The sequence below is a fragment of the Intrasporangium mesophilum genome, from assembly GCF_054783095.1.
In genome coordinates this window covers 136131-156283 of record NZ_BAAGRF010000012.1, presented here as the reverse complement: position 1 = coordinate 156283, position 20153 = coordinate 136131, and the positions used below count along the sequence as shown (strand labels likewise).

Here is a 20153-nt window from a genome sequence, read left to right as displayed (position 1 = left end):
CCAGACCCGCGGTCCCGAACGATCTGGAGGTGACCGCGCGACGGTCGCCCGGTCACCGTCGAAGGGGCCTGGCTCGCCCGTGGGGCTACTCCATCTCGATGCCCGCCTCGGCCGACATGATGTGCAGGACCGCGTTGATGAGGCCCAGGTGCGTGAACGCCTGGGGGAAGTTGCCCAGGTGGCGGCCGCTGGCCTCGTCGAGCTCCTCGGCGTAGAGGCCCAGCGGGCTCGCCATCGAGAAGAGCTTCTCGCACAGGTGCCGGGCACGATCAACCTCACCGATGATCGCCCACGCGGACGCCAGCCAGAACGAGCAGATCGTGAAGGTGCCCTCGTCGCCGGACAGGCCGTCGTCGGTCGTCTCGACGCGGTACCTCAGCACCAGGCCGTCTCGGGTCAGCTCGTCGGCGATGGCGTGCACCGTGTTGACGATGCGCTCGTCGTCCGAGGGCAGGAACCCTACGAGCGGGATGAGCAGCGCCGACGCGTCGAGCGCCTTGGTGTTGTAGTGCTGGACGAAGACGCCGCGCTCGTCGACGCCGTGGGCGAGCACATCCGCCTTGATCTCGTCGGCCGCCTTCTTCCAGTTGTCCGCTCGCTCGTTCTCGTCGCGCAGCCGAGCAAGCTTCACGCCGCGATCCACCGCGACCCAGCACATGACCTTCGACGCCGTGAAGTGCTGGGGCTCGCCGCGCACCTCCCAGATGCCACGGTCCGGTTCCGCCCAGTGCTTGATCGCGTTGTCGACGAACCGGGCGAGGATGATCCAGAAGCGGTCGTCGAGCCGGTCCCTCTCCTTGCTGTGCAGGTAGACAGAGTCGAGCAGGGCTCCCCACACGTCGTGCTGCTTCTGGTCGAAGGCCCCGTTGCCGACGCGCACCGGGCGCGATCGCTCGTAGCCTTCGAGGTGGTCGAGCGTCGACTCCTTGAGCTGCCGCTCCCCGTCGATGCCGTACATGATCTGCAGGTCTTCTCCGGTCGCCGCCACGTCGGCGATGAACGAGAAGAAGTCCGAGGCCTCCCAGTCGAACCCGAGTCGGTCCATCGCCCAGAGCGTCAGCGTCGAGTCTCGGATCCACGTGTAGCGGTAGTCCCAGTTCCGCTCGCCGCCGGGATCCTCCGGGAGCGAGGTCGTCGGTGCGGCCACCAGCGCGCCGGTGGGAGCGAAGGTGAGCCCCTTGAGCGTCAAGGCGCTTCGCTCCAGCGCGGTCCTCCACGGGTGGTCCGGGAAGTGGCCTCGCGCGAGCCAGTGCTGCCAGTGATGGGCGGTCCAGACCTGGCTCTGGTACGCGACCGGGTAGGACATCGGGGGCTGGATCCCAGCCCACGACAGAGCCACGAAGCGGGTGTCGCCCTCCTTGACGAGAGTCCGGGCCATCGCATGACTACCCTCGAAGCCCATCCGCATGTCCGACGTCAGCCGCAGCACCTCGTCGTCGGCCCCGCCCTCGGCGACCGCGGAGTAGTACGAGGGCCCGTCGTACGACCACACCGCCGGCGTGCGTCCGTAGTCGAAGACCGGGTGGCAGTCGAGCGCGATCTGGACCTCTCCGTCGACGCAGCGGATCGTGCGCAGCAGCGTGTGCTCGCTCTCGTAGTCCGTCGGCGCCCTCCGGTGAGTGTCTCGCCGGTCCTTGTCGTGACGCCACGGCCCCATGAGCAGCGCGTCCCGCACGATGACCCAGCCGGTCGGCGTGCCCCACGACGTCTCGAGCACCATGGTCCCCGGCAGGTACCTGCGGGACACGGGCACACGCATGTCGGCCGGGCCCAGCCGGAAGCCACCCGCATCGCGGTCAAGCATGCAGCCGAAGACGCTCGGCCCGTCCATGCGAGGCAGGCACATCCACTCGACGTTCCCGCTCGGGGCGACGAGAGCCGTCACCTCGCAGTCCGAGAGGAACCCGTAGTCGGCGATGGGCGGGTAGGCAGAGTGGTTGGTCCGCACGTGAATCCGGTCGCCAGCCATGGTGAACTCCGTTCCGAGTCGGTGCTCGAAGTCTCCCGCGCCAAGGGCGCCGCGTCGAGAACCGCGGGTGCCCGGCATACCCGGGCCGGTGTGCCCCCGGTGCCCGACACGGCCGCGACCGAGACCCGATCGTTGCCTTCGAAGCCGCTCGAACGGCATACGACGGCAGTAGGTTCTCAAGACTGCTCGCACGGGTGGCCGACACGCAGCCCGGAACAGGTCCCGGAACAGCTCCCGATACAGGTCCCGATAAGGGGAGATCGCATGCCATCGACACCGACACTGCGCTGGATGGCGGTAGCCGCCGCCGCTACGAGCGTCGTCGCCATCGGGTCCTCGGGGTCCGCGGTCAGCGCGGCGCCCGCGACGCCGTCCCCGGGCGCCGCGGCGTGCGCCGGCGCACCGGACCTCGCGCGCGTGCGCCAAGGGAGCACCGCCAAAGAGCCCGCGCTCTATGCGGCCAGCGATGCGAACGCATACGGCGTCATCAAGGACTCACCCCGTATGCCGAACGGCAGCGTCCACATCCCCACCGTGTTCCACGTCGTCTCGGACCACACCCTGACCACGGCCGAGAAGTCCCGCTGGGAGCGCATGATCGACGCGCAGATGAAGGTTCTCAACGACTCGTACAGCGGAAGGACCGCGTCGGACGCAGCCGACTCGCCGTTCCGCTTCAACCTGACCAAGATCACGTGGACCGTCAACGCGAAGTGGTACACGGTCACGCCCGGCAAGGTTGAGCGCGACATGAAGAAGGCGCTGTACGAAGGGAACTCACAGACCCTCAACGTGTACACCGCGAACATCGGCGCGGGCCTGCTCGGCTGGTCCTACTTCCCCAAGGGCTACAACCACGGTCGTGACTACGTCGACGGCGTGGTCATGCTCGACGAGTCGATGCCCGGCGGAGCCGCCGGCAAGTACTCCGAGGGCGACACACTCACTCACGAGGTCGGGCACTGGCTGATGCTCGAGCACACCTTCAAGAGCGGCTGTTCCGCCAGCGGTGACTTCGTCGCGGACACGCCACGCGAGGCCCACCCACAGTTCGACTGCCCAACCGGTGCGGACACGTGCACCGCGCCCGGGCTCGACCCGATCCACAACTTCATGGACTACACGCAGGACTCCTGCATGGACATGTTCACCGCTGGTCAGGTGGAGCGCATGAACGACGCCTGGATCGCCTTCCGCAAGATTCCGACGAGCTGACTGCGCTCCGGCTGCGGCCGGACGACGAGGCGCCTGCCGGTCCCGGGACCAGCGGGCGCCTTGTGGTGCCCAGGCGCATCGAGGAGGCACTCAGGGATTCGGGCATTTGCCCCATCCGCCCCATCTGTCTCAGGATCCTGTCCAAACTCGCCCAGAACTTTCATCGGAACCGCCCCTGCGGCCCTGTACCGACCTATGGTGGACAAGTCCGACCGGGTAAGGAGCGTCGCCGCTCCCGCTCCTGGGCCGGATATCGTCTGCGCCGGACGTCCCTGCGGCGCAGACCGATGCAGGACTGTGCAGCACGATCGCGGTACGACCCAGTACGACGCAGTACGAGCACGACAACGAGAAGCCCAGAGGGGGGTGGCCTGCAGGTGCGTGAGGATTCACCGCGCGTCGGTCCGCTCGTGCTCACCATCCGGGTGAGTGGTCGGCTTGTCCCGCTGTCCGCGCTGCTGCTGCTGTTCGCACTGCTCCCCTTCCTCGGCGGCAGTGCGCCTGCAAACCCCAAGGCCTCCGTCGTTCTCGCAGCCGGCGCACCCGCGGAGGTCAACGACGCCGTCGCGGCCGTCGACCAGGCGCGCAACGACCTCGCGGACTCCGCGATCGCGGGCGGCGCGGGGGCAGCCACAGCACCCGCCGGGTCCGCCTTCGCCGACGCGCTTGGCGGTGGCCTTTTCATGTTCCCGGCGATCGAGCTCACGCCGCTGGCGGCCCAGGCCATCGCAGCCCCGATCATCGGCGGCCCGACCTTCATCCACCCGGTGCCCGGCGGTGAGACCTCGCCGTTCGGGCCGCGCGTGCACCCGGTGCTGGGACGGCCGATGTTCCACACCGGCATCGACCTCGCCGCCACCTGCGGCACCCCCATCCGGGCTGCCGCTGCGGGGACGGTCATCTACGCCGAAGTGTCGAACTCCTGGGGCCTGCGCACGATCATCGAGCACACGCCCACGCTCAAGACGGCATACGGCCACCAGTCGCGCTTCTTCGTCAAGGAAGGCGACGTCGTCAAGCAGGGCCAGGTGATCGGCCTCGTCGGCACCACCGGCTGGTCCACCGGCTGCCACCTGCACTTCGACGTCATCGTCAACGACCGCTACGTCGACCCGGCCCCGTACCTCGGCTTCCCGCCGTCTGACGCGAAGTCGGTCCCGTACTCCGTGGTCCCGCACGTCGTGTTCGACCAGGGTGGCCGCGTGGTCCACACCGTCGAGGACGGCGACGTCCCGCTGCCCGACGCGACGCCTGCACCGCCCAGCTCGCCAACCACGTCGCGACCCACGACAGGTCCGACCCCGACCCACTCGACCCCACCGCCGACGACCAAGCCGCCGACAACCAAGCCGCCGACGACGACCACTCCCCCGCCCTCGACGAGCACCCCGCCGCCGTCCACGACCACAGACCCGCCGACGACGAGCAACCCGCCGCCGTCCACGACGTCCGACCCGCCCCCGGCCACGACGACGACGGACCCGCCGACCACAAGCGACCCGCCGGCGACGACCAGTCAAGCGGCGCCGCCACCGTCCAGCGAGCCGACCGCTACCGAGACGGCGACGGCGACAGCCACCGAGGTGCTCCAGACTGCCACCGAGGCCGCCACGACCGCCGCGGCGACGGACGCCACGACGAGCGAGCCCGCGCCCCAGTCGACGACCGCGGCCGAGGGCAGCGCAGCGCCCTGAGCGGAAGTGGCTGAGCAGGCTCCGCTGAGCCCTGCCCGGCGGCGGCGACCAGACAGGTCGCTGCACATCCGGTCGAGTTGGTCCGGTTCGGCCCGGGTCCTCACGATTCGGGCACGTCACGCCTAGATGACTCCCTCGGGCGCGTTTGACCCGATAGGTTTCCGGAATGGACGACGTGAAACCCGACTCCGACGCAACGGTCGACCGCGCCCCGGGCACGCAGCGTGAGCCGATGGTCGTCATCGAGGGCGTCAACAAGCACTTCGGTGACCTCCACGTCCTTCGGGACATCAACCTGACGGTCGGCAAGGGCGAGGTGGTCGTCATCCTGGGCCCGTCCGGTTCTGGCAAGTCCACCCTGTGCCGCACCATCAACCGCCTCGAGACCTTCGAGACCGGGTCCATCACCATCGACGGCAAGCCACTGCCCGAGGAGGGCAAGCCGCTGGCCCAGCTCCGCGCCGACGTGGGCATGGTGTTCCAGTCCTTCAACCTCTTCGCGCACAAGACGATTCGCGACAACGTCACGCTCGGACCGATCAAGGTGCGCAAGAAGTCCAAGGCCGACGCCGACAAACAGGCCATGGAGCTGCTCAGGCGCGTCGGCGTCGAGGCCCAGGCCGAGAAGTACCCCGCACAGCTGTCCGGCGGGCAGCAACAGCGCGTCGCCATCGCCCGCTCGCTCGCCATGGGCCCGAAGGTCATGCTCTTCGACGAGCCGACGTCAGCACTCGACCCCGAGATGGTCAACGAGGTGCTGGACGTCATGGTCGGGCTCGCCCGCGAGGGTATGACGATGATCGTGGTGACGCACGAGATGGGCTTCGCACGCAAGGCCGCCGACCGGGTCGTGTTCATGTCCGACGGGCAGATCGTCGAGGTCGGCACGCCGAACGACTTCTTCACCAACGCTCGGAGCGAGCGGGCCAAGGACTTCCTCGGCAAGATCCTCACTCACTGACCCACCACAGAAGCGGCGCACGCCCGTGCGCCGCGAGCAACCCACTCAGGGAGGAACCAGATGAAGGCAGGACGACTCGGTGCGGCTGCAGCGGTAGCAGCACTCGCCGTCACCCTGGCCGCCTGCGGCTCAGGCAGCAGCGGCGACTCCGGCGCAAGCGGAGGCTCCGGGCTCAAGATCGGCATCAAGTACGACCAGCCGGGGCTCGGCCTCAAGAAGGGCGACCAGTACTCCGGCCTGGACATCGACGTCGCCAAGTACGTCGCGAAGGAGCTCGGCACGTCCGAGGACCAGATCACGTGGGTGCAGGCGCCGAGCGCCCAGCGTGAGACGCTCATCTCGACGGGTCAGGTCAACTTCGTCGTCGCGACCTACTCGATCACCGACGCCCGCAAGGAGAAGGTCAGCTTCGCCGGCCCGTACTTCGTCGCCGGCCAGGACCTGCTCGTCCGGGCGGACGACACCTCGATCACCGGCCCGGAGAGCCTCAACGGCAAGAAGCTGTGCTCGGTCAAGGGCTCCACCTCGGCGCAGAAGGTCAAGGACAAGTTCGCCAACACGGTGCAGCTGCAGGAGTTCGCGACCTACTCCGAGTGCCTGCCCGCCCTGCAGACGGGCGGGGTCGACGCGCTGACGACTGACGACGCGATCCTCGCCGGCTTCGCGGCCCAGCCGGAGAACGCCGACAAGTTCAAGCTGGTCGGCAAGCCGTTCTCGACCGAGAACTACGGCATCGGCCTGAAGAAGGGCGACACGGCCCTGTGCCAGAAGATCACGGACGCCATCAAGAAGATGCAGAGCGACGGCTCACTGGACAAGGCCATCGAGAACAACCTCGGCCCGGCGAACTACAAGCCGGGCCCGGGCAACCCGCCCACCCCGGCGGCCTGCTCGTGACACCTGCCGCTGGTTCCCGCTCCTGACACCTGACCCGATGCGTGGGTCGTGGGGTCACCGTCTCCGGTGACCCCATGGCCCCGCTCGGTCCGACCTCTTCGCGGAAGGGGACGCAGTGCTCGACATCTTCGACAAGTACGACGTCATCGGCGCGTTCTGGGTGACGATCAAGCTCGCCTTCTTCTCCGCGATCGGCGCCCTCGTGCTCGGCACGATCCTCGCGGTCATGCGCGTCTCGCCCGTGGCCGTGCTCCAGCGGCTCGGCGCGTTCTACGTGAACACCGTGCGCAACACCCCGCTCACGCTCATCATGTTCTTCGCGCTGGCAGGGCCGTTCTACATCCTTCAGATCAGCCTCACCGACCCGAAGTCACCGACCTCGATCGTCGACAACGGCTTCCGGTGGGCGGTGATCGCCCTGGCGATCTACCACGCGGCATTCGTCTGCGAGGCGCTGCGCAGCGGCGTCAACACCGTCCCGGCCGGTCAGGCCGAGGCGGCCCGCTCGATCGGCCTGACCTTCGGGCAGAGCCTGCGTCAGGTCATCCTCCCCCAGGCGTTCCGCGGTGCGATCGCGCCCCTCGGCTCCGTGCTCATCGCCCTGATCAAGAACACCACGGTCGCATCGGTGATCGGCGTGGCCGAGGCGTCACTGCTCATGAGCGAGATCTTCGAGAACGAGACCGCGAGCGTGCCGGTCTTCCTCGTCTTCGCCCTCGGATTCGTCATCCTGACCCTCCCGATCGGCGTGCTCTTCACGTCGATGTCGCGACGTCTGGCGGTGAAGCGATGAGCGCCCAGACGGTCCTGTTCGACGCCCCAGGTCCCAAGGCGAGGCGGCGCTATGCGTTGCTCACCGTGGCCGGCCTGGTGCTCGCCCTGGTGACGATCGGCCTGGTCCTGTGGAAGCTGCAGGCCCAGGGCCAGCTCGACCCGGCGACCTGGAAGACCCTGCTCAACCCGGACGTGTGGAAGGACTATGTCGTCCCGGGCCTGATCAACACCCTCAAGGCCGCTGCGGTCTCGATCGTGGCCGCCATCGCCTTCGGCATCCTCTTCGGCATGGGACGCCTGTCCCACATCGCCACCGTGAGGTGGGTCTGCGGTGTGATCGTGGAGTTCTTCCGCGCGGTCCCCGTGCTGCTGATGATGTACTTCCTCTTCCAGCTGTTCGCGTACAACAACGTCTTCGCCAGCAACCTCAACTCGTTCTTCGCCGTCGTCATCTCGCTGACGCTTTACAACGGGTCGGTCATCGCCGAGCTGGTCCGTTCGGGCGTGCACTCGCTGCCGTCCGGGCAGCGTGAGGCGGGCCTGTCGATCGGCCTGACCCCAGGCCAGACGCTCCGGCTGATCCAGCTGCCGCAGGCTCTCACCGCCATGCTCCCCGCGCTCGTCGGGCAGCTCGTCGTGATCCTCAAGGACAGCGCCCTGGGCACGGCGATCACCTATCCCGAGCTGCTGCAGAACATGCGCGACATGGGCACCGCCTACGGCGCGGTCATTCCGGCCTACGTGCTCGCGGCCGTGATCTTCATCCTGCTCAACTACGGGTTGACGCTCCTGGCCGGTCGGGTCGAGCGAAGGCTCAGCCGACGGGGCCGCGGGCCGCGCCGAGCGGGTCCGACGACCGGCGTCGCGGGCCCCGGCACCGTCGACAACCCGACAGACGGCCTCGGTGGCACCGGGGTGTTCACGGGAGACGCCACGAGCCAGGGCCGCTGACGGACGAGGGCGCCCTGGACGCGCGGCCTGGCATGACGAAGGCCCTGACACCATGCGGTGTCAGGGCCTTCGTCATGCGGTGCTCCCCCGGTTGGACTCGAACCAACAACCTGCCGGTTAACAGCCGGCTGCTCTGCCAGTTGAGCTACAGGGGACTGCTGCCGGGCAACCATAGCAAAGGATTCCGCTGGGACTAAATCGTGTTCCGCGGCCCAGCTCGAGTGCTTCGGGGCCTCTCAGAGCCCCACTTCAGAGCGCAGACGGGCCATCCGCGACGCGGCCTCGGCCGCGACGACAGGGTCGCTCAGATCGGCGCCCTTACCGGGGATCGTCTGCTCGAGCAGCGACCCCGTGGCCAGGTCCTGACGGATCACGAGACGCACCGATCGACGGCTCGGAGTGCGGAACTCGTCGATGACGACGACGCTGGCCTGGATCCGCTCACGCAGCGCCTGCTGGATCAGGGACGGCTCGGTCACCCGCCACTGCGCCGGGTTGCGGTGGTCGACCCAGATCACCGTGAGCAGCGACGAGTCGCCCTGCCAGGTGCCGGACTCGACCTCGTGCCACGGCCGCTGCCACAGGAGCTGGCCATCGGACCTGACGAACGCCAGGTGGTGGGTCGTCGCGACGATATGACCACCGCTCGACTCGTCCTGGGCCCACGCCAGCACCCGCTCCGTGCCGTCGAGTGGCACCGCCTCGCGCACACCGTCGGGCAGCGGCGGCCGGCGCCGCTTCTCGAACAGGGCCATCAGCTCATCGCCGCCTTGATCTCGGCCAGCTCACGCTGAAGGGCCTGCAGTCGAACGCCGAGCTCTCGCGTGCGCTCCGGCTCAGGCTGGTCGGCATGGTCCAGGCGTCGCATCTCGCTCATCGCGTCCGCGATCTGTCGGGTCAGGGCGATCGTGCGCACGCGGTCGAAGAGCTCGTCGACGTAGCGCGAGGTCGGCAGCCCGGTCGCGGGGTCCATCCGGGTGGGCAACGTGTCGACGGCGAGCTCGCTGACCAGGCCCGCAACGGGCGTTGCGGCGGCCTCGGTCACGGCTGAGGTCCAGGACTGGGCGTTGGCGCGGTCGCCGGCACTCTGGGCGATCCGGATGCCGTCGAACACCGCGCGGTGTGCCGGGGCCGAGAAGGACTCCGCCGTGAGCAGGTCGATCGCGCCGGCCCGAAACACCGTCGGGAACTGCAGGAGCACCTGGAGCAGCTGCCGTTCGGCCAGCACCACCGGGTCACGCCGGTCCGGCACGGGTAGGGCGCCAGCAGTGTCCGCGAGGGCCGGCTCGACGTCGTCACGGGTCGCTGCCCGCTCGTGCGCCGACGGGCGGTCGTCGTCGACCTTGATGCGGCCGGCGCGGGACACCTCGGAGGCCACCTGCTCCACCTCGAGTCCGAGCAGCCCGGCGACCTCGCGCGTGTACTCGGGCCGCAGCGACCGGTCGCGGATCGAGGCCACGATCGGCGCCACGGCCCGCACGGCCTGGATGCGTCCCTCCGCCGTGCCGAGGTCGAAGCGCTTGATGGTCGTCCGCACCGCGAACTCGAACATCGGCACGGCGTCCTCGATGAGCGCCTGGACCGCCGGGTCGCCACCGGCCTGGCGCAGCTCGCATGGGTCCTTGCCAGACTTCTCGACAGCGACGAAGGACTGCGACGCCCACTTCTGGTCGTTGGCGAACGCGCGCATGGCCGCCTTCTGGCCCGCGGCGTCACCGTCGAAGGTGAAGATGACCTTGGCCGGGGCGCGATCGGCCTCGTCACGCATGATCCGCCGCAGCACCTTGATGTGGTCGGCGCCGAAGGCGGTGCCACAGGTCGCCACCGCTGTCTCGACGCCCGCGAGGTGGCACGCCATCACGTCGGTGTAGCCCTCGACCACGACCGCCTGCCGCTCTGTCGAGATCTTCTTCTTCGCTAGGTCGAGCCCGTAGAGCACGGTCGACTTCTTGTAGATGGGCGTCTCGGAGGTGTTGAGGTACTTGGCCTCGATGCGGTCGTCGTCGTAGAGCCGTCGCGCGCCGAACCCGACGGTGTCGCCGGTGATGTCGCGGATCGGCCAGACCAGGCGGCCGCGGAACCGGTCGTACAGCCCGCGGGAGCCGCGGCCGGCCAGGCCGCCGGTCACGAGCTCGTCGTCGGTGAAGCCCTTCGAGCGCAGGTGGCGCACGAGGTCCTCGCCACCGCGGGGCGCGAAGCCGACGCCGAAATGCTTGGCGACCTTGCCGTCGAAACCCCGCGCCCGCATGAAGTCACGACCCGCCCGCGCTCCCGGCAGGAGGAGTGCGTCGGCATAGAACTCCTGGGCGACCCGGTGGGCCTCGACGAGCCGGGTCCGGCGCCCGATGCCCTCGTCACGCGGGCGTGAGCCGCCGTCCTCGTAGCGCAGCTCCAGCCCGAGCTTCTGCGCGAGCCGCTCGACGGCCTCGGAGAAGCTGAGGTGGTCGATCTTCTGGACGAAGGAGATGACGTCGCCGCCCTCCTGGCACCCGAAGCAGTGCCAGGCCCCGACGGCGGGGCGGACGTTGAACGACGGCGTCTTCTCGTCGTGGAACGGACAGAGACCCTTGAGCGACCCGGGGCCGGCGGGACGGAGCGTGACGTACTCGCGCACGACGTCCTCGATGGACGACCGCGCTTTGACAGCCGCGATGTCCTCGCTGTTGATCAGCCCCGCCATCTGCCTCCTTACGCTGTGGCGATTCTAGGTCGTCTGCAGCGGGAGCCCGGTCAGCCGCCCCACTGCCTGTGGAGGGCCAGCGCGCGCAGGTCCGTGAGCGAGGCGACCTGGTCGACCACGGCGCGAAGGCGACCCGCGTCGTCGGCCGCAGCGGAGTGGTCCGCTCTGAACGCTGCGTCGAGCCGCTCCTCGGGCCGGACGGCATACAGCTCGACAAGCGCACGGACGACGTCGCGCTGCTCGGACAGGACGCGAAGGCGCTCGTCCGTCGTCATGACGAAGTAGTTCGCGACCGCCTTGAGCACCGAGCACTCGGCCCGCGTCTCGTCGGGGACGACCAGGTCCGCCTCGAAGCGGCAGAGGTCGCCCGGCCCGTGCTTGTCGCGGGTTGCCCTCTCCACGACGAGCACGAAGTGCCCGATGAGACGGCTCGTCATGTCCTTGAGCCGCGAGAGGTCGTGGCGGGACCCGTCGTATGCCGTTGGGACGGCTCCCGACGCGAGCAGGCGTTCCAGCGCCGCTGCGAGCACGTCGGTGCCGAGGTCCGGAGCGTACGTGCGGCCCGCGACATCGATGACCGCTGCCATGTCTGACGAGAAGAGGATGTGTGGGTCGAGCCATCCCGAGGCGATGGCGTCCTCGACGTCGTGCACCGAGTAGGCCACGTCATCGGACCAGTCCATGACCTGGGCTTCGAGGCAGCGGCTCGCTGGCTCGGCGCCAGCACGGATCCAGTCGAAGACAGGCAGATCCGATGGATAGACGCCGAACTTCGTTGTCTCGTAAGGCGCCTCGCCGCGCTGCCACGGATACTTCGTCGAGGCATCGAGACTGGCCCTGGTGAGGTTGAGCCCGGCCGGCGTGCCGTCCGGACGAGCCCGCTTCGCCTCGAGCCTGGTCAGGATCCGCAGGGTCTGAGCGTTGCCCTCGAAACCGCCTATGTCACGGGCGATCTCGTCGAGCACGGTCTCGCCGTTGTGCCCGAACGGCGGGTGCCCGAGGTCATGGGACAGGCAGGCGGTGTCGACGACGTCGGCGTTGCAACCGAGGGCGGCACCGAACTCGCGGCCGATCTGGGCGACCTCCAGCGAGTGCGTCAGCCGGTTGCGCACGAAGTCGTCCTGTCCGGGCGCGAGCACCTGGGTCTTCGCCGCGAGGCGACGCAGGGCGGACGAGTGCACCACGCGGGCCCGGTCGCGCGCGAAGTCGTCGCGGTCCGCGCGTTTCTGGGCAGGGTCCTCTGTGACCCAGCGCTCCCGATCTCGACCCTCGTAGCCCACCCCCCGACTCTAGGGTGCGCGGCAGACGAGAAGCTGCGCAGAACGCTCAGGACAGCGCGGCACGCGCCTTGGCCACCCAGGCCGGTTCGGTGCCATAGCGCTGGGTCTTGATGAGTCTCAGGCCGGCGCAGTCCGCGACGAGCTCGGCCATCCGCTTGTCGCGAGTCGCCTGCTGCTTGGCGGTCACGACCCAGTTCGTCGCGAGCTTCCGGTAGGACGCTGTCGCAGCGTCCCAGAACGCCGATGCGACCGAATCCGCTCTCAGCATCGCCTCGTACTCCGCGGGCCAGGTGCGCTCGCGGTTCTCGTAGGCATAGATGCCCGAACGGTCGGCGCGGCGCTTCTCGAACGCAGCCAGCCCCGCGGGCCGCATCCGTCCGGCCGCCGTCAGCTCCTCGACCGCGTTGATGTTGATGGTGCTCCAGTTGCTGCCCGGCTTGCGCGGCGTCCACCGCTGGCGCACCGCGTCCTCGTCGATCCGCTGGGCCATCGAGTCGATCCAGCCGAAGCAGAGGGCCTCACGGACAGCCTGCTCCCACGTGAGCCCGCGCGGCTCGACGTGCTTCTTGTTCAGGCCCATCCACAGCTCCGTGGCTGTCTCGTGGTTGGCCTCGAGCCACTGCCGGAAGTCCTCCTCGTCGTCGAAGAACATCGCCGGCCGCTCGCCCGATCCACCCTCACGCATGGACCGATCCTGCCAGCCACATCCGACAACCCGGATGCGTATCGGACCGGCTGCGAGCAGGATCGTCGCGTGGCAGCGATCACCCCACCCCCAGACCGACTCGCCGACCGCGTCCTGCTGGCAGCCCGGAACAACGCGTTGTGGTGCGACGCCGTGTGCCGGACGCACCGTCTGCGTGGTTCGATGACCGCCGATGCCTGGAGCGTCCCGACTCGGACGCCGCCGTACTACCCCGATGCCGTCACCCTGTCCCCCGACGTCGACGAGTACGACCTGCTCGCCCGGCTCGACAGCTCCGACGGCTGCTCGGTCAAGGACAGCTGGTCACGGCTCGACCTGACGGTCGAGGACTTCGCGCGGCTCGTCGTCGGCGAGTGGGTCTGGCTGGGGCCGGGCCAGGCTCGGTCAGGTGACGGCCGTCGCTGGGAGCCCGTGGGATCCGCGGATGACTTCGCGCACTGGGTCCGGGCGTGGGCCAGCGACGAGGATGCTCTGGCCGTCCTGCGTCCGGACCTGCTCCTCGAGCCCGGCGTCCACGTCCTTGCGGCGCGCAGTCACCCCGGCGGGGACATCGTCGCGGGCTGCATCGTGAACATCACCGGCGGAGTCGCGGGCGTGAGCAACCTCTTCGACTCGGACGGAGGCGATCCGGAACGCACCTGGCGTGGCGCTGCGGCCGCGGCGCACGAGGTGGTGGACGGCATACCCCTGGTCGGCTGGGAGGCCGGCGACAGCCTGGCCGCCGCGGTAGCGGCCGGCTGCGAGCGGATCGGCCCGCTCACCGTGTGGATCCGCTGACGCTCAGCCGCCGCTGACCGAGAGCTCCGCCTCGGCGATCGTGCGCTCGTGCTCCTCCGAAAGGTCGCGCGACTCCAGCCAGCGGTCCGGCAGAGCCACCGTGCGCGACGACCCGGCGCGCCCTCGCTGCCCCTCGGCGGCTTCGCCCGGCCAGGGCGCGTCGCGGTCGAGCGTGGACAGCAGCCGGTCCAGCGCAGCCATCGAGTCCACGAGCGCCAGAGAGCTCCGCACGGTCGAGCCGGCCGGGAACCCCTTGAGGTACCACGCGATGTGCTTGCGGATGTCACGGCACGCGCGGTCTTCCTCGCCGTAGAAGTCGCAGAGGTATGCCGTGTGCGTCCGGAGCGTGTCGGCGACCTCGCCGAGGCTGGGCGTCACCCGCGTGGCGCTTCCCGAGAACGCGGCAGCGAGGTCGGTGAACAGCCATGGCCGGCCGAGGCAGCCACGGCCGACCACGACGCCGTCGCATCCCGTCTCCTCGACCATGCGCAGCGCGTCCTCGGCTGACCAGATGTCACCGTTGCCCAGCACCGGGACTGTGGTCACGGTCTCCTTGAGGGCTTTGATGGCACTCCAGTCGGCGGTGCCGGAGTAGGCCTGCGCAGCGGTGCGCCCATGCAGGGCGACGGCAGCGACACCCTCCTGCTCAGCCGCGAGGCCCGCTTCGAGGAACGTCAGATGGTCGTCGTCGATGCCCTTGCGCATCTTCACCGTGACCGGAATGTCACGTTTGGCGCCCTCCTCGACGACGGCTCCGACGATCCGCCGGAAGAGGTCTCTCTTCCACGGCAAGGCAGAGCCGCCACCCTTGCGCGTCACCTTGGGCACGGGGCAGCCGAAGTTGAGGTCGATGTGGTCGGCGCGGTCCTCGGTGACGAGCATCCGCGCCGCTGCACGGGCGGTGGCCGGGTCGACGCTGTAGAGCTGGATCGAGCGGGGGCTCTCGTCGGGATCGTGCTCGATGAGCCGCATCGACTCCGGCGTGCGCTCGACGAGGGCGCGGCTCGTGATCATCTCGCTGACGTAGAGGCTGGTCGCGCCGCTCGCACCGCTCGCTGCGCCGAGGGCGGTCCCCTCGTTGCCGTACTCGCGGCACAGGCGGCGGAACGCGCGGTTGGTGATCCCGGCCATCGGGGCGAGCACCACTGGCGACTCGATCACGTGACGGCCGACGTGCAGGGGCGGCAGCACCGGGCTGCCGGGCGCAGGCTGGGTCAGGACGTCACTCACAGCCGTCGATTCTCGCAAATCATGGGTGCGGATCCGAATCGGTGACGACCTTGCTGACGAACCGAAGCAGGGCGTCCGCGAAGGCCTGAGGCTGGTCCAGGTTCGACAGGTGGCTTGCGTGCCGGATGATCTCCACGTGGGCGCGTGGGCATGCACGTTCGAAAGCCCTTGCCCCCCAACGGAACTGGTCGAACTGACCGTTCAGCAGAAGCACGGGGCACTCGACCCCCGAGAGCATCGAGGGCCGGCACGTTGCCATGACCTCGCTCCACGCCGCTGCCGTGGGCGTGAAGTAGTAGCCGCCCGCGATGACGGCCTCGATCCGGTCCGCCGGGTAGAGGCGCCGCAGCACCCGGTCGTTGACCCGGGTCATGCGCGCCGGTCCCAGCCGGTCGGTCAGCCACGCGACGCGGCGGTAGACCGCGGCCCCAGGCCCCGTCGGGGTCGCTGAGGCTCCCGCGAGCACGAGGCCGCTGAGCGCGCAAGGGTGCCGGGCGGCATACGTCATCGCGGCATAGCCGCCGAGCGAATGACCGACGAGGACCACCGCCTCACTGCCGGACGCCGCACGGACCGCCTCGTCGATCACCTCGACACAGCGGTCGAGCGTGAAGGGCTCCTCGGCCCGTCGGCCGTGTCCGGGCAGGTCGACGAGGGTCACCTCGACACTCGTTCGCAGAAGCGGCAGCTGGGGTGCCCACTGCGCGCTGGACAGGCGGGACCCGTGCACCAGGACCAGGCGAGCAGCCACAGGGCGAGGATGCCACGATGGGGCCGTGACGCATCTGATCTCCGCGCCTGAGCTGGCCCATGAGCTCGAGAACGTCGTCGTGCTCGACGTGCGCTGGGTCCTCACCGCTGGACGCGCTGCCGACGACGTGGGCGCCGTGGGCCGACCGGACTACGACGCGGGGCACGTGCCGGGAGCCTTCTTCGTCGACCTCGACACCGAGCTCGCCGGGCCGCCCGGCGAGGGCGGTCGGCATCCGCTGCCAGACCCCGCGGTGGTCGAGCGGGCGCTGCGGCGCAGCGGCATCACCTCGACCAGCCGGGTCGTCGCCTACGACGCCAGGGACTCACAGGCCGCCGCGCGCGCCTGGTGGGTGCTGCGCTGGGCGGGGGTTCCCGACGTTCGAGTGCTCGACGGCGGGTATGCCGCCTGGGTGGCAGCAGGTCTGCCCGTGAGCACCGTCGAGCCCGTGGACCGGCACGGCGACATGGTCGTGCAGCCCGGCTCGCTGCCCACCCTCGACGCCGAGGGCGCCGCACGCGTGGCCCGCGAGGGGCTGCTGCTCGATGCCCGAGCCGCACAGAGGTATGCCGGCGAGGTCGAGCCGATCGACCCGGTCGCCGGGCACATCCCGGGTGCGGTCAGCTCTCCCACCACCGAGTGGGTGAGCCGGGACGGAACCTTTCGCGACGACCTGGCCGAACACTGGGCTGCCTTCTCCTACGAGGGAGGACCGGTGGGCGTCTACTGCGGCTCGGGTGTCACCGCGACCCACCACGCCCTGGCGCTCGCCGAGCTCGGCGTCGACGCGACCCTCTATCCCGGGTCGTGGAGCGAGTGGATCCGAGACCCGTCGCACCCAGTGGCGACCGGCTCCGACCCGGGCTGAAACCCTCCACCTGCCGTCCGTGGAGGTTTGTGGTTGCCCTAGCATCCACGAACCTCCACACCCTTCAGGGCCGAACGCCACAGGTGGTCCTGCGACACCGCGCCGCCCGCCCGTGCCAGCCTCGGACCCGAAACACAGCCGACAGCTCCTCGGCGGTCTCACACGGAGTCGCGGCAACGTCTGGCCAGAACACGCGCAGCGTGAGCCATCCGCCGACCGCGTGATGACGGTCACGGCGACCGTCGCGCTGTTGCCCGCTCCATCCGGCATGGCCGAGCCGCCCGTCCACCTCGACCTTGACCCTGACCGGTTCGTACTCGTTGTCACACCGCCACGGCCCCGACCACACCTGGCGCGCTGCAGCGGGAAGACCGTGAGCGCGCTCGACGTCGTTGACGTATCGCCGCTCGGCACTGCTCTCCACACCCGACTCGACGTCCGACAGCACTTCACGGAGGACCGCGTGGTGGGTCTGGGTGGGTCGCTGCTCGAGCGCCAGCCGAAGGTTGCGAACTGTCGTCCGATGTGACTGGACCGCCTTCGCGATCAGCCCGACGGCTCGATCGAGTGGGTGACCCTGGGCCAGGTCGAAGACGGTGTGGTCCAGGTCTACCCGTGGCGGCCATTCGCGGTAGTGCGTGCGCTCGACGGCATGGCGGCCCCTCACGACGACCAGACCCGGCGAGGAGACAGGTCGCCGCGTCACCGGAACGACGAGCTCATCCCCAGGCTGGGGCCTTGTCCGGTCCGGCTGTGGAGGATTCTGGCTGCCCTGGTGACGACAACACTCCACATCTCACGAAGGCCCGCTGCTCAGACCGACGATGTGCCAGGCCGCCCCGCGGTGGCTGTAGCTCACCGCGAGGTTTCCCCGCCCCGCGACGCCCCTCATGGCGGCCGGGTCGTGGACGTAGGTCCGGAACGTCATGCCGCGCAGCCGGAAGAACTGGTTCTGAACCGAGGTGAGGCTGCGGCTCAGCACGTTGCGCGGTGGGTGGCTGAACACGAGCAGACGCTGCGCATGATCCGCCGCGGCGCCGAGCAGGCGCTCGTAGTCCGGATAGCAGCAGACCACCCGGTGCAGGACCACGATGTCGTGGGCCTCGACGGCCTCCGGCGAGCTCGCGAGGTCGACGCGGCGCCGGCTGATGCGCTCGGTCATCCCGGCCTCGTCGGCGAGCGCCGCCGCGTCGGCGTCATACGAGCCGGCCAGCTCCAGACTCGTGGCCCGCGCGGCGCCGCGGCGCAACAGCTCCAGCTGGATGTCCCCGACGCCACCGCCGATCTCGAGCACGGATGCGCCCTCGACGCCGTGCGACGTGAGGAATTCGACCATCCGCGCTGCCGTGCGGTCCAGGCCACGTCGGCGATAGCGCCGTGCCAGATGCCGGGAGAACCCGGTGCCGAACATGCGGTCGTACCGGCCAGGCTCGCAGCAGCTCATGGACGCAGTATTTCCCGCCCGGACACCACCGGGAAGGCCATACCGCTCAGGTGGCGGACGGCATTCCCGGTGGGTCCGACGGGTTCAGCAGCCGACGAGGCGCTGGGCGAGCCAGCCTTCGACCTTCTCCAGCGAGATGCGCTCCTGCGCCATCGTGTCGCGCTCGCGCACGGTCACGGCATGGTCGTCGAGCGTGTCGAAGTCGACCGTGATGCAGAACGGCGTACCGATCTCGTCCTGACGGCGGTACCGCTTGCCGATGGCGCCGGCGTCGTCGAACTCGATGTTCCAGTGGCGGCGCAGCTGCGCGGCGAGGTCACGCGCCTTCGGCGACAGGTCGGCGTTGCGCGACAGCGGCAGGACCGCCGCCTTGACCGGGGCGAGCCGTGGGTCGAGCCGCAGCACCACTCGCTTGTCGACGCCGCCCTTGGTGTTCGGCGCCTCGTCCTCGGCATATGCGTCGACGAGGAACGTCATGAGGGACCGCGACAGGCCGGCTGCCGGCTCGATGACGTACGGGGTGTACTTCTCGCCGGTCGTCTGGTCGAAGTAGACCAGGTCGGTGCCAGAGTGGCGCGAGTGCGTGCCGAGGTCGAAGTCGGTGCGGTTGGCGATGCCCTCGAGCTCGCCCCACTCGGAACCGACGAAGTTGAAGCGGTACTCGATGTCGACGGTGCGGCTCGAGTAGTGCGACAGCTTGTCCTTCGGGTGCTCGAAGTGGCGAAGGTTCTCCGACTTGATGCCGAGATCGGTGTACCACCGGGTGCGCTCGTCGATCCAGTACTGGTGCCACTCCTCGTCCTCGCCCGGCTTGACGAAGAACTCCATCTCCATCTGCTCGAACTCGCGTGTGCGGAAGATGAAGTTGCCCGGGGTGATCTCGTTGCGGAAGCTCTTGCCGGTCTGCGCGATGCCGAACGGCGGCTTCTTCCGGGCCGCCTGCATGACGTTGTTGAAGTTGACGAAGATGCCCTGGGCCGTCTCGGGGCGCAGGTAGTGCAGCCCGGTCTCGTCCTCGATGACGCCGAGGTAGGTCTTGAGCATCATGTTGAACTCGCGAGGCTCGGTCCACCGGCCCTTGGTGCCGCAGTCGGGGCACGTGATGTCCGTCATCGGGATCGAGTCGGGATCGAGCAGTCCCTTCTTCTCCGCGTACGCCTCCTGAAGGTGGTCGGCGCGACGGCGGCGGTGGCAGTTGAGGCACTCGACCAGGGGGTCGGTGAACGTGCCGACGTGGCCCGACGCGACCCACGTCTCCCGCGGAAGGATGATCGAGGAGTCGAGGCCGACGACGTCGTCGCGACTCGTCACCATCGCCTTCCACCACTGGCGGCGGATGTTCTCCTTGAGCTCGACGCCAAGCGGGCCGTAGTCCCAGGCAGAACGAGTGCCTCCGTAGATCTCACCGCTGGGGAAGACGAAACCTCTGCGCTTGCAGAGGCTGACGACGGTGTCCACGATGGATGTCTGCTTGGCCATGCGGGATAGGTTATCTGTCCCGGGACGCTGCACCGGCGTGCGCCCGCTGCACGACCGCACACCGCGGGCACCCGCGGATCACCCGGTGCACACCCGGTGCTCACCCGCTGCGCGGCTGCCCGCTGCGTCCGTGGTCGCCGACTGCCCTACCCTGCTCACGTGAGCATGAGCTTCCGTTCCCGGGTCGAGCACGCGTCGTACCCCCTTCTCGAGCGCCTCAACGCCCTGCCGCGAGCCGTCTCGGTCACCGTCTTCGTCGTCGTGCTCGTCGTCGGCATCGTCGCGCCGCGACCCTGGGGCGGTATCGCGTTCCTGCTCGTGTCGGCGTTCGTCGGGTGGCTGCTCTACCTCACGTGGACGCGCCTGACCCTTCCCGAGCGCCTCATGCGCGCTGCCGTCCTCGTGCTCGCCCTGGCCGTTGCGCTCGTGAAGATCATCCCCAGCTGACCCAAGAACGGTTTTGACAATCATTCTCAC

The 20153-nt window shown here is 69.2% G+C and carries 19 protein-coding genes and 1 tRNA gene; 9 read left to right on the top strand and 11 right to left on the bottom strand.

What is annotated here, in order from left to right; translation table 11 throughout:
• Positions 1-85 precede the first annotated feature (85 nt).
• Positions 86-1969 carry a glycoside hydrolase family 15 protein gene (locus ACYVLP_RS11440; protein ID WP_460627465.1) on the bottom strand — a complete coding sequence of 628 codons (1884 nt, stop codon included), beginning with the start codon at positions 1967-1969 and terminating at the stop codon, positions 86-88.
• A gap of 264 nt (positions 1970-2233) precedes the next feature.
• Between ACYVLP_RS11440 and ACYVLP_RS11435 the strand changes: the two genes are divergently transcribed.
• The 6 genes from ACYVLP_RS11435 (at position 2234) to ACYVLP_RS11410 (ending at position 8461) form a co-directional block, all read left to right on the top strand.
• Positions 2234-3184, top strand: a complete 951-nt coding sequence (locus ACYVLP_RS11435) for a zinc metalloprotease (RefSeq protein ID WP_460627464.1) — start codon at positions 2234-2236, stop codon at positions 3182-3184.
• A 377-nt stretch (positions 3185-3561) separates the two neighbouring features.
• Complete coding sequence (locus ACYVLP_RS11430) at positions 3562-4878, top strand: M23 family metallopeptidase (RefSeq protein ID WP_460627463.1); 1317 nt, start codon at positions 3562-3564, stop codon at positions 4876-4878.
• Between the two features lie 232 nt (positions 4879-5110).
• Complete coding sequence (locus ACYVLP_RS11425) at positions 5111-5839, top strand: amino acid ABC transporter ATP-binding protein (protein ID WP_460627502.1); 729 nt, start codon at positions 5111-5113, stop codon at positions 5837-5839.
• A gap of 60 nt (positions 5840-5899) precedes the next feature.
• Positions 5900-6736 carry a glutamate ABC transporter substrate-binding protein gene (locus ACYVLP_RS11420; protein ID WP_460627462.1) on the top strand — a complete coding sequence of 279 codons (837 nt, stop codon included), beginning with the start codon at positions 5900-5902 and terminating at the stop codon, positions 6734-6736.
• A 115-nt stretch (positions 6737-6851) separates the two neighbouring features.
• Positions 6852-7529: an amino acid ABC transporter permease gene (locus ACYVLP_RS11415; protein WP_460627461.1), complete on the top strand. Its 678-nt coding sequence runs from the start codon at positions 6852-6854 to the stop codon at positions 7527-7529.
• On the top strand, positions 7526-8461 hold the full coding sequence (locus ACYVLP_RS11410) for an amino acid ABC transporter permease (protein ID WP_460627460.1): 936 nt from the start codon (positions 7526-7528) through the stop codon (positions 8459-8461). Before ACYVLP_RS11415 ends, ACYVLP_RS11410 begins: the two co-directional genes overlap by 4 nt.
• An 82-nt stretch (positions 8462-8543) precedes the next feature.
• Here the strand turns inward: ACYVLP_RS11410 and ACYVLP_RS11405 are convergent.
• The 5 genes from ACYVLP_RS11405 to ACYVLP_RS11385 form a co-directional block, all read right to left on the bottom strand.
• A tRNA-Asn gene (locus ACYVLP_RS11405) sits at positions 8544-8616 on the bottom strand.
• 81 nt (positions 8617-8697) lie between these two features.
• A complete protein-coding gene (locus tag ACYVLP_RS11400) occupies positions 8698-9216 on the bottom strand; it encodes a hypothetical protein (RefSeq protein ID WP_460627459.1) in 519 nt (172 codons plus the stop codon).
• A complete protein-coding gene (gene dnaG, locus ACYVLP_RS11395) occupies positions 9216-11141 on the bottom strand; it encodes a DNA primase (RefSeq protein ID WP_460627458.1) in 1926 nt (641 codons plus the stop codon). Before dnaG ends, ACYVLP_RS11400 begins: the two co-directional genes overlap by 1 nt.
• A gap of 50 nt (positions 11142-11191) precedes the next feature.
• A complete protein-coding gene (locus ACYVLP_RS11390) occupies positions 11192-12421 on the bottom strand; it encodes a deoxyguanosinetriphosphate triphosphohydrolase (RefSeq protein ID WP_460627457.1) in 1230 nt (409 codons plus the stop codon).
• 46 nt (positions 12422-12467) lie between these two features.
• Entirely contained in the window at positions 12468-13106 is a 639-nt protein-coding gene (locus tag ACYVLP_RS11385; protein WP_460627456.1) for a YdeI/OmpD-associated family protein, read from the bottom strand.
• Between the two features lie 69 nt (positions 13107-13175).
• Here ACYVLP_RS11385 and ACYVLP_RS11380 point away from each other — a divergent pair, with 69 nt between their 5' ends.
• Positions 13176-13904 carry a hypothetical protein gene (locus tag ACYVLP_RS11380; RefSeq protein WP_460627455.1) on the top strand — a complete coding sequence of 243 codons (729 nt, stop codon included), beginning with the start codon at positions 13176-13178 and terminating at the stop codon, positions 13902-13904.
• A 3-nt stretch (positions 13905-13907) separates the two neighbouring features.
• Here the strand turns inward: ACYVLP_RS11380 and dusB are convergent, their stop codons facing one another.
• Together dusB and ACYVLP_RS11370 are read right to left on the bottom strand one after the other, a co-directional pair.
• Positions 13908-15134: a tRNA dihydrouridine synthase DusB gene (gene dusB / locus ACYVLP_RS11375; protein WP_460627454.1), complete on the bottom strand. Its 1227-nt coding sequence runs from the start codon at positions 15132-15134 to the stop codon at positions 13908-13910.
• A gap of 19 nt (positions 15135-15153) precedes the next feature.
• Positions 15154-15885, bottom strand: a complete 732-nt coding sequence (locus ACYVLP_RS11370) for an alpha/beta fold hydrolase (protein WP_460627453.1) — start codon at positions 15883-15885, stop codon at positions 15154-15156.
• A gap of 25 nt (positions 15886-15910) precedes the next feature.
• On the opposite strand from ACYVLP_RS11370, the gene ACYVLP_RS11365 reads away from it, so the two are divergent.
• Complete coding sequence (locus ACYVLP_RS11365) at positions 15911-16753, top strand: sulfurtransferase (RefSeq protein WP_460627452.1); 843 nt, start codon at positions 15911-15913, stop codon at positions 16751-16753.
• A gap of 64 nt (positions 16754-16817) precedes the next feature.
• Here the strand turns inward: ACYVLP_RS11365 and ACYVLP_RS11360 are convergent, their stop codons facing one another.
• The 3 genes from ACYVLP_RS11360 to ACYVLP_RS11350 all read right to left on the bottom strand — a co-directional run bounded on the left by ACYVLP_RS11360 (position 16818) and on the right by ACYVLP_RS11350 (position 19676).
• Entirely contained in the window at positions 16818-17459 is a 642-nt protein-coding gene (locus tag ACYVLP_RS11360; protein WP_460627451.1) for a hypothetical protein, read from the bottom strand.
• 90 nt (positions 17460-17549) lie between these two features.
• Complete coding sequence (locus ACYVLP_RS11355; protein WP_460627450.1) at positions 17550-18197, bottom strand: methyltransferase domain-containing protein; 648 nt, start codon at positions 18195-18197, stop codon at positions 17550-17552.
• Between the two features lie 84 nt (positions 18198-18281).
• On the bottom strand, positions 18282-19676 hold the full coding sequence (locus ACYVLP_RS11350) for a glycine--tRNA ligase (protein ID WP_460627449.1): 1395 nt from the start codon (positions 19674-19676) through the stop codon (positions 18282-18284).
• Between the two features lie 165 nt (positions 19677-19841).
• On the opposite strand from ACYVLP_RS11350, the gene ACYVLP_RS11345 reads away from it, so the two are divergent.
• Entirely contained in the window at positions 19842-20123 is a 282-nt protein-coding gene (locus ACYVLP_RS11345) for a DUF6703 family protein (protein WP_460627501.1), read from the top strand.
• Positions 20124-20153 lie beyond the last annotated feature (30 nt).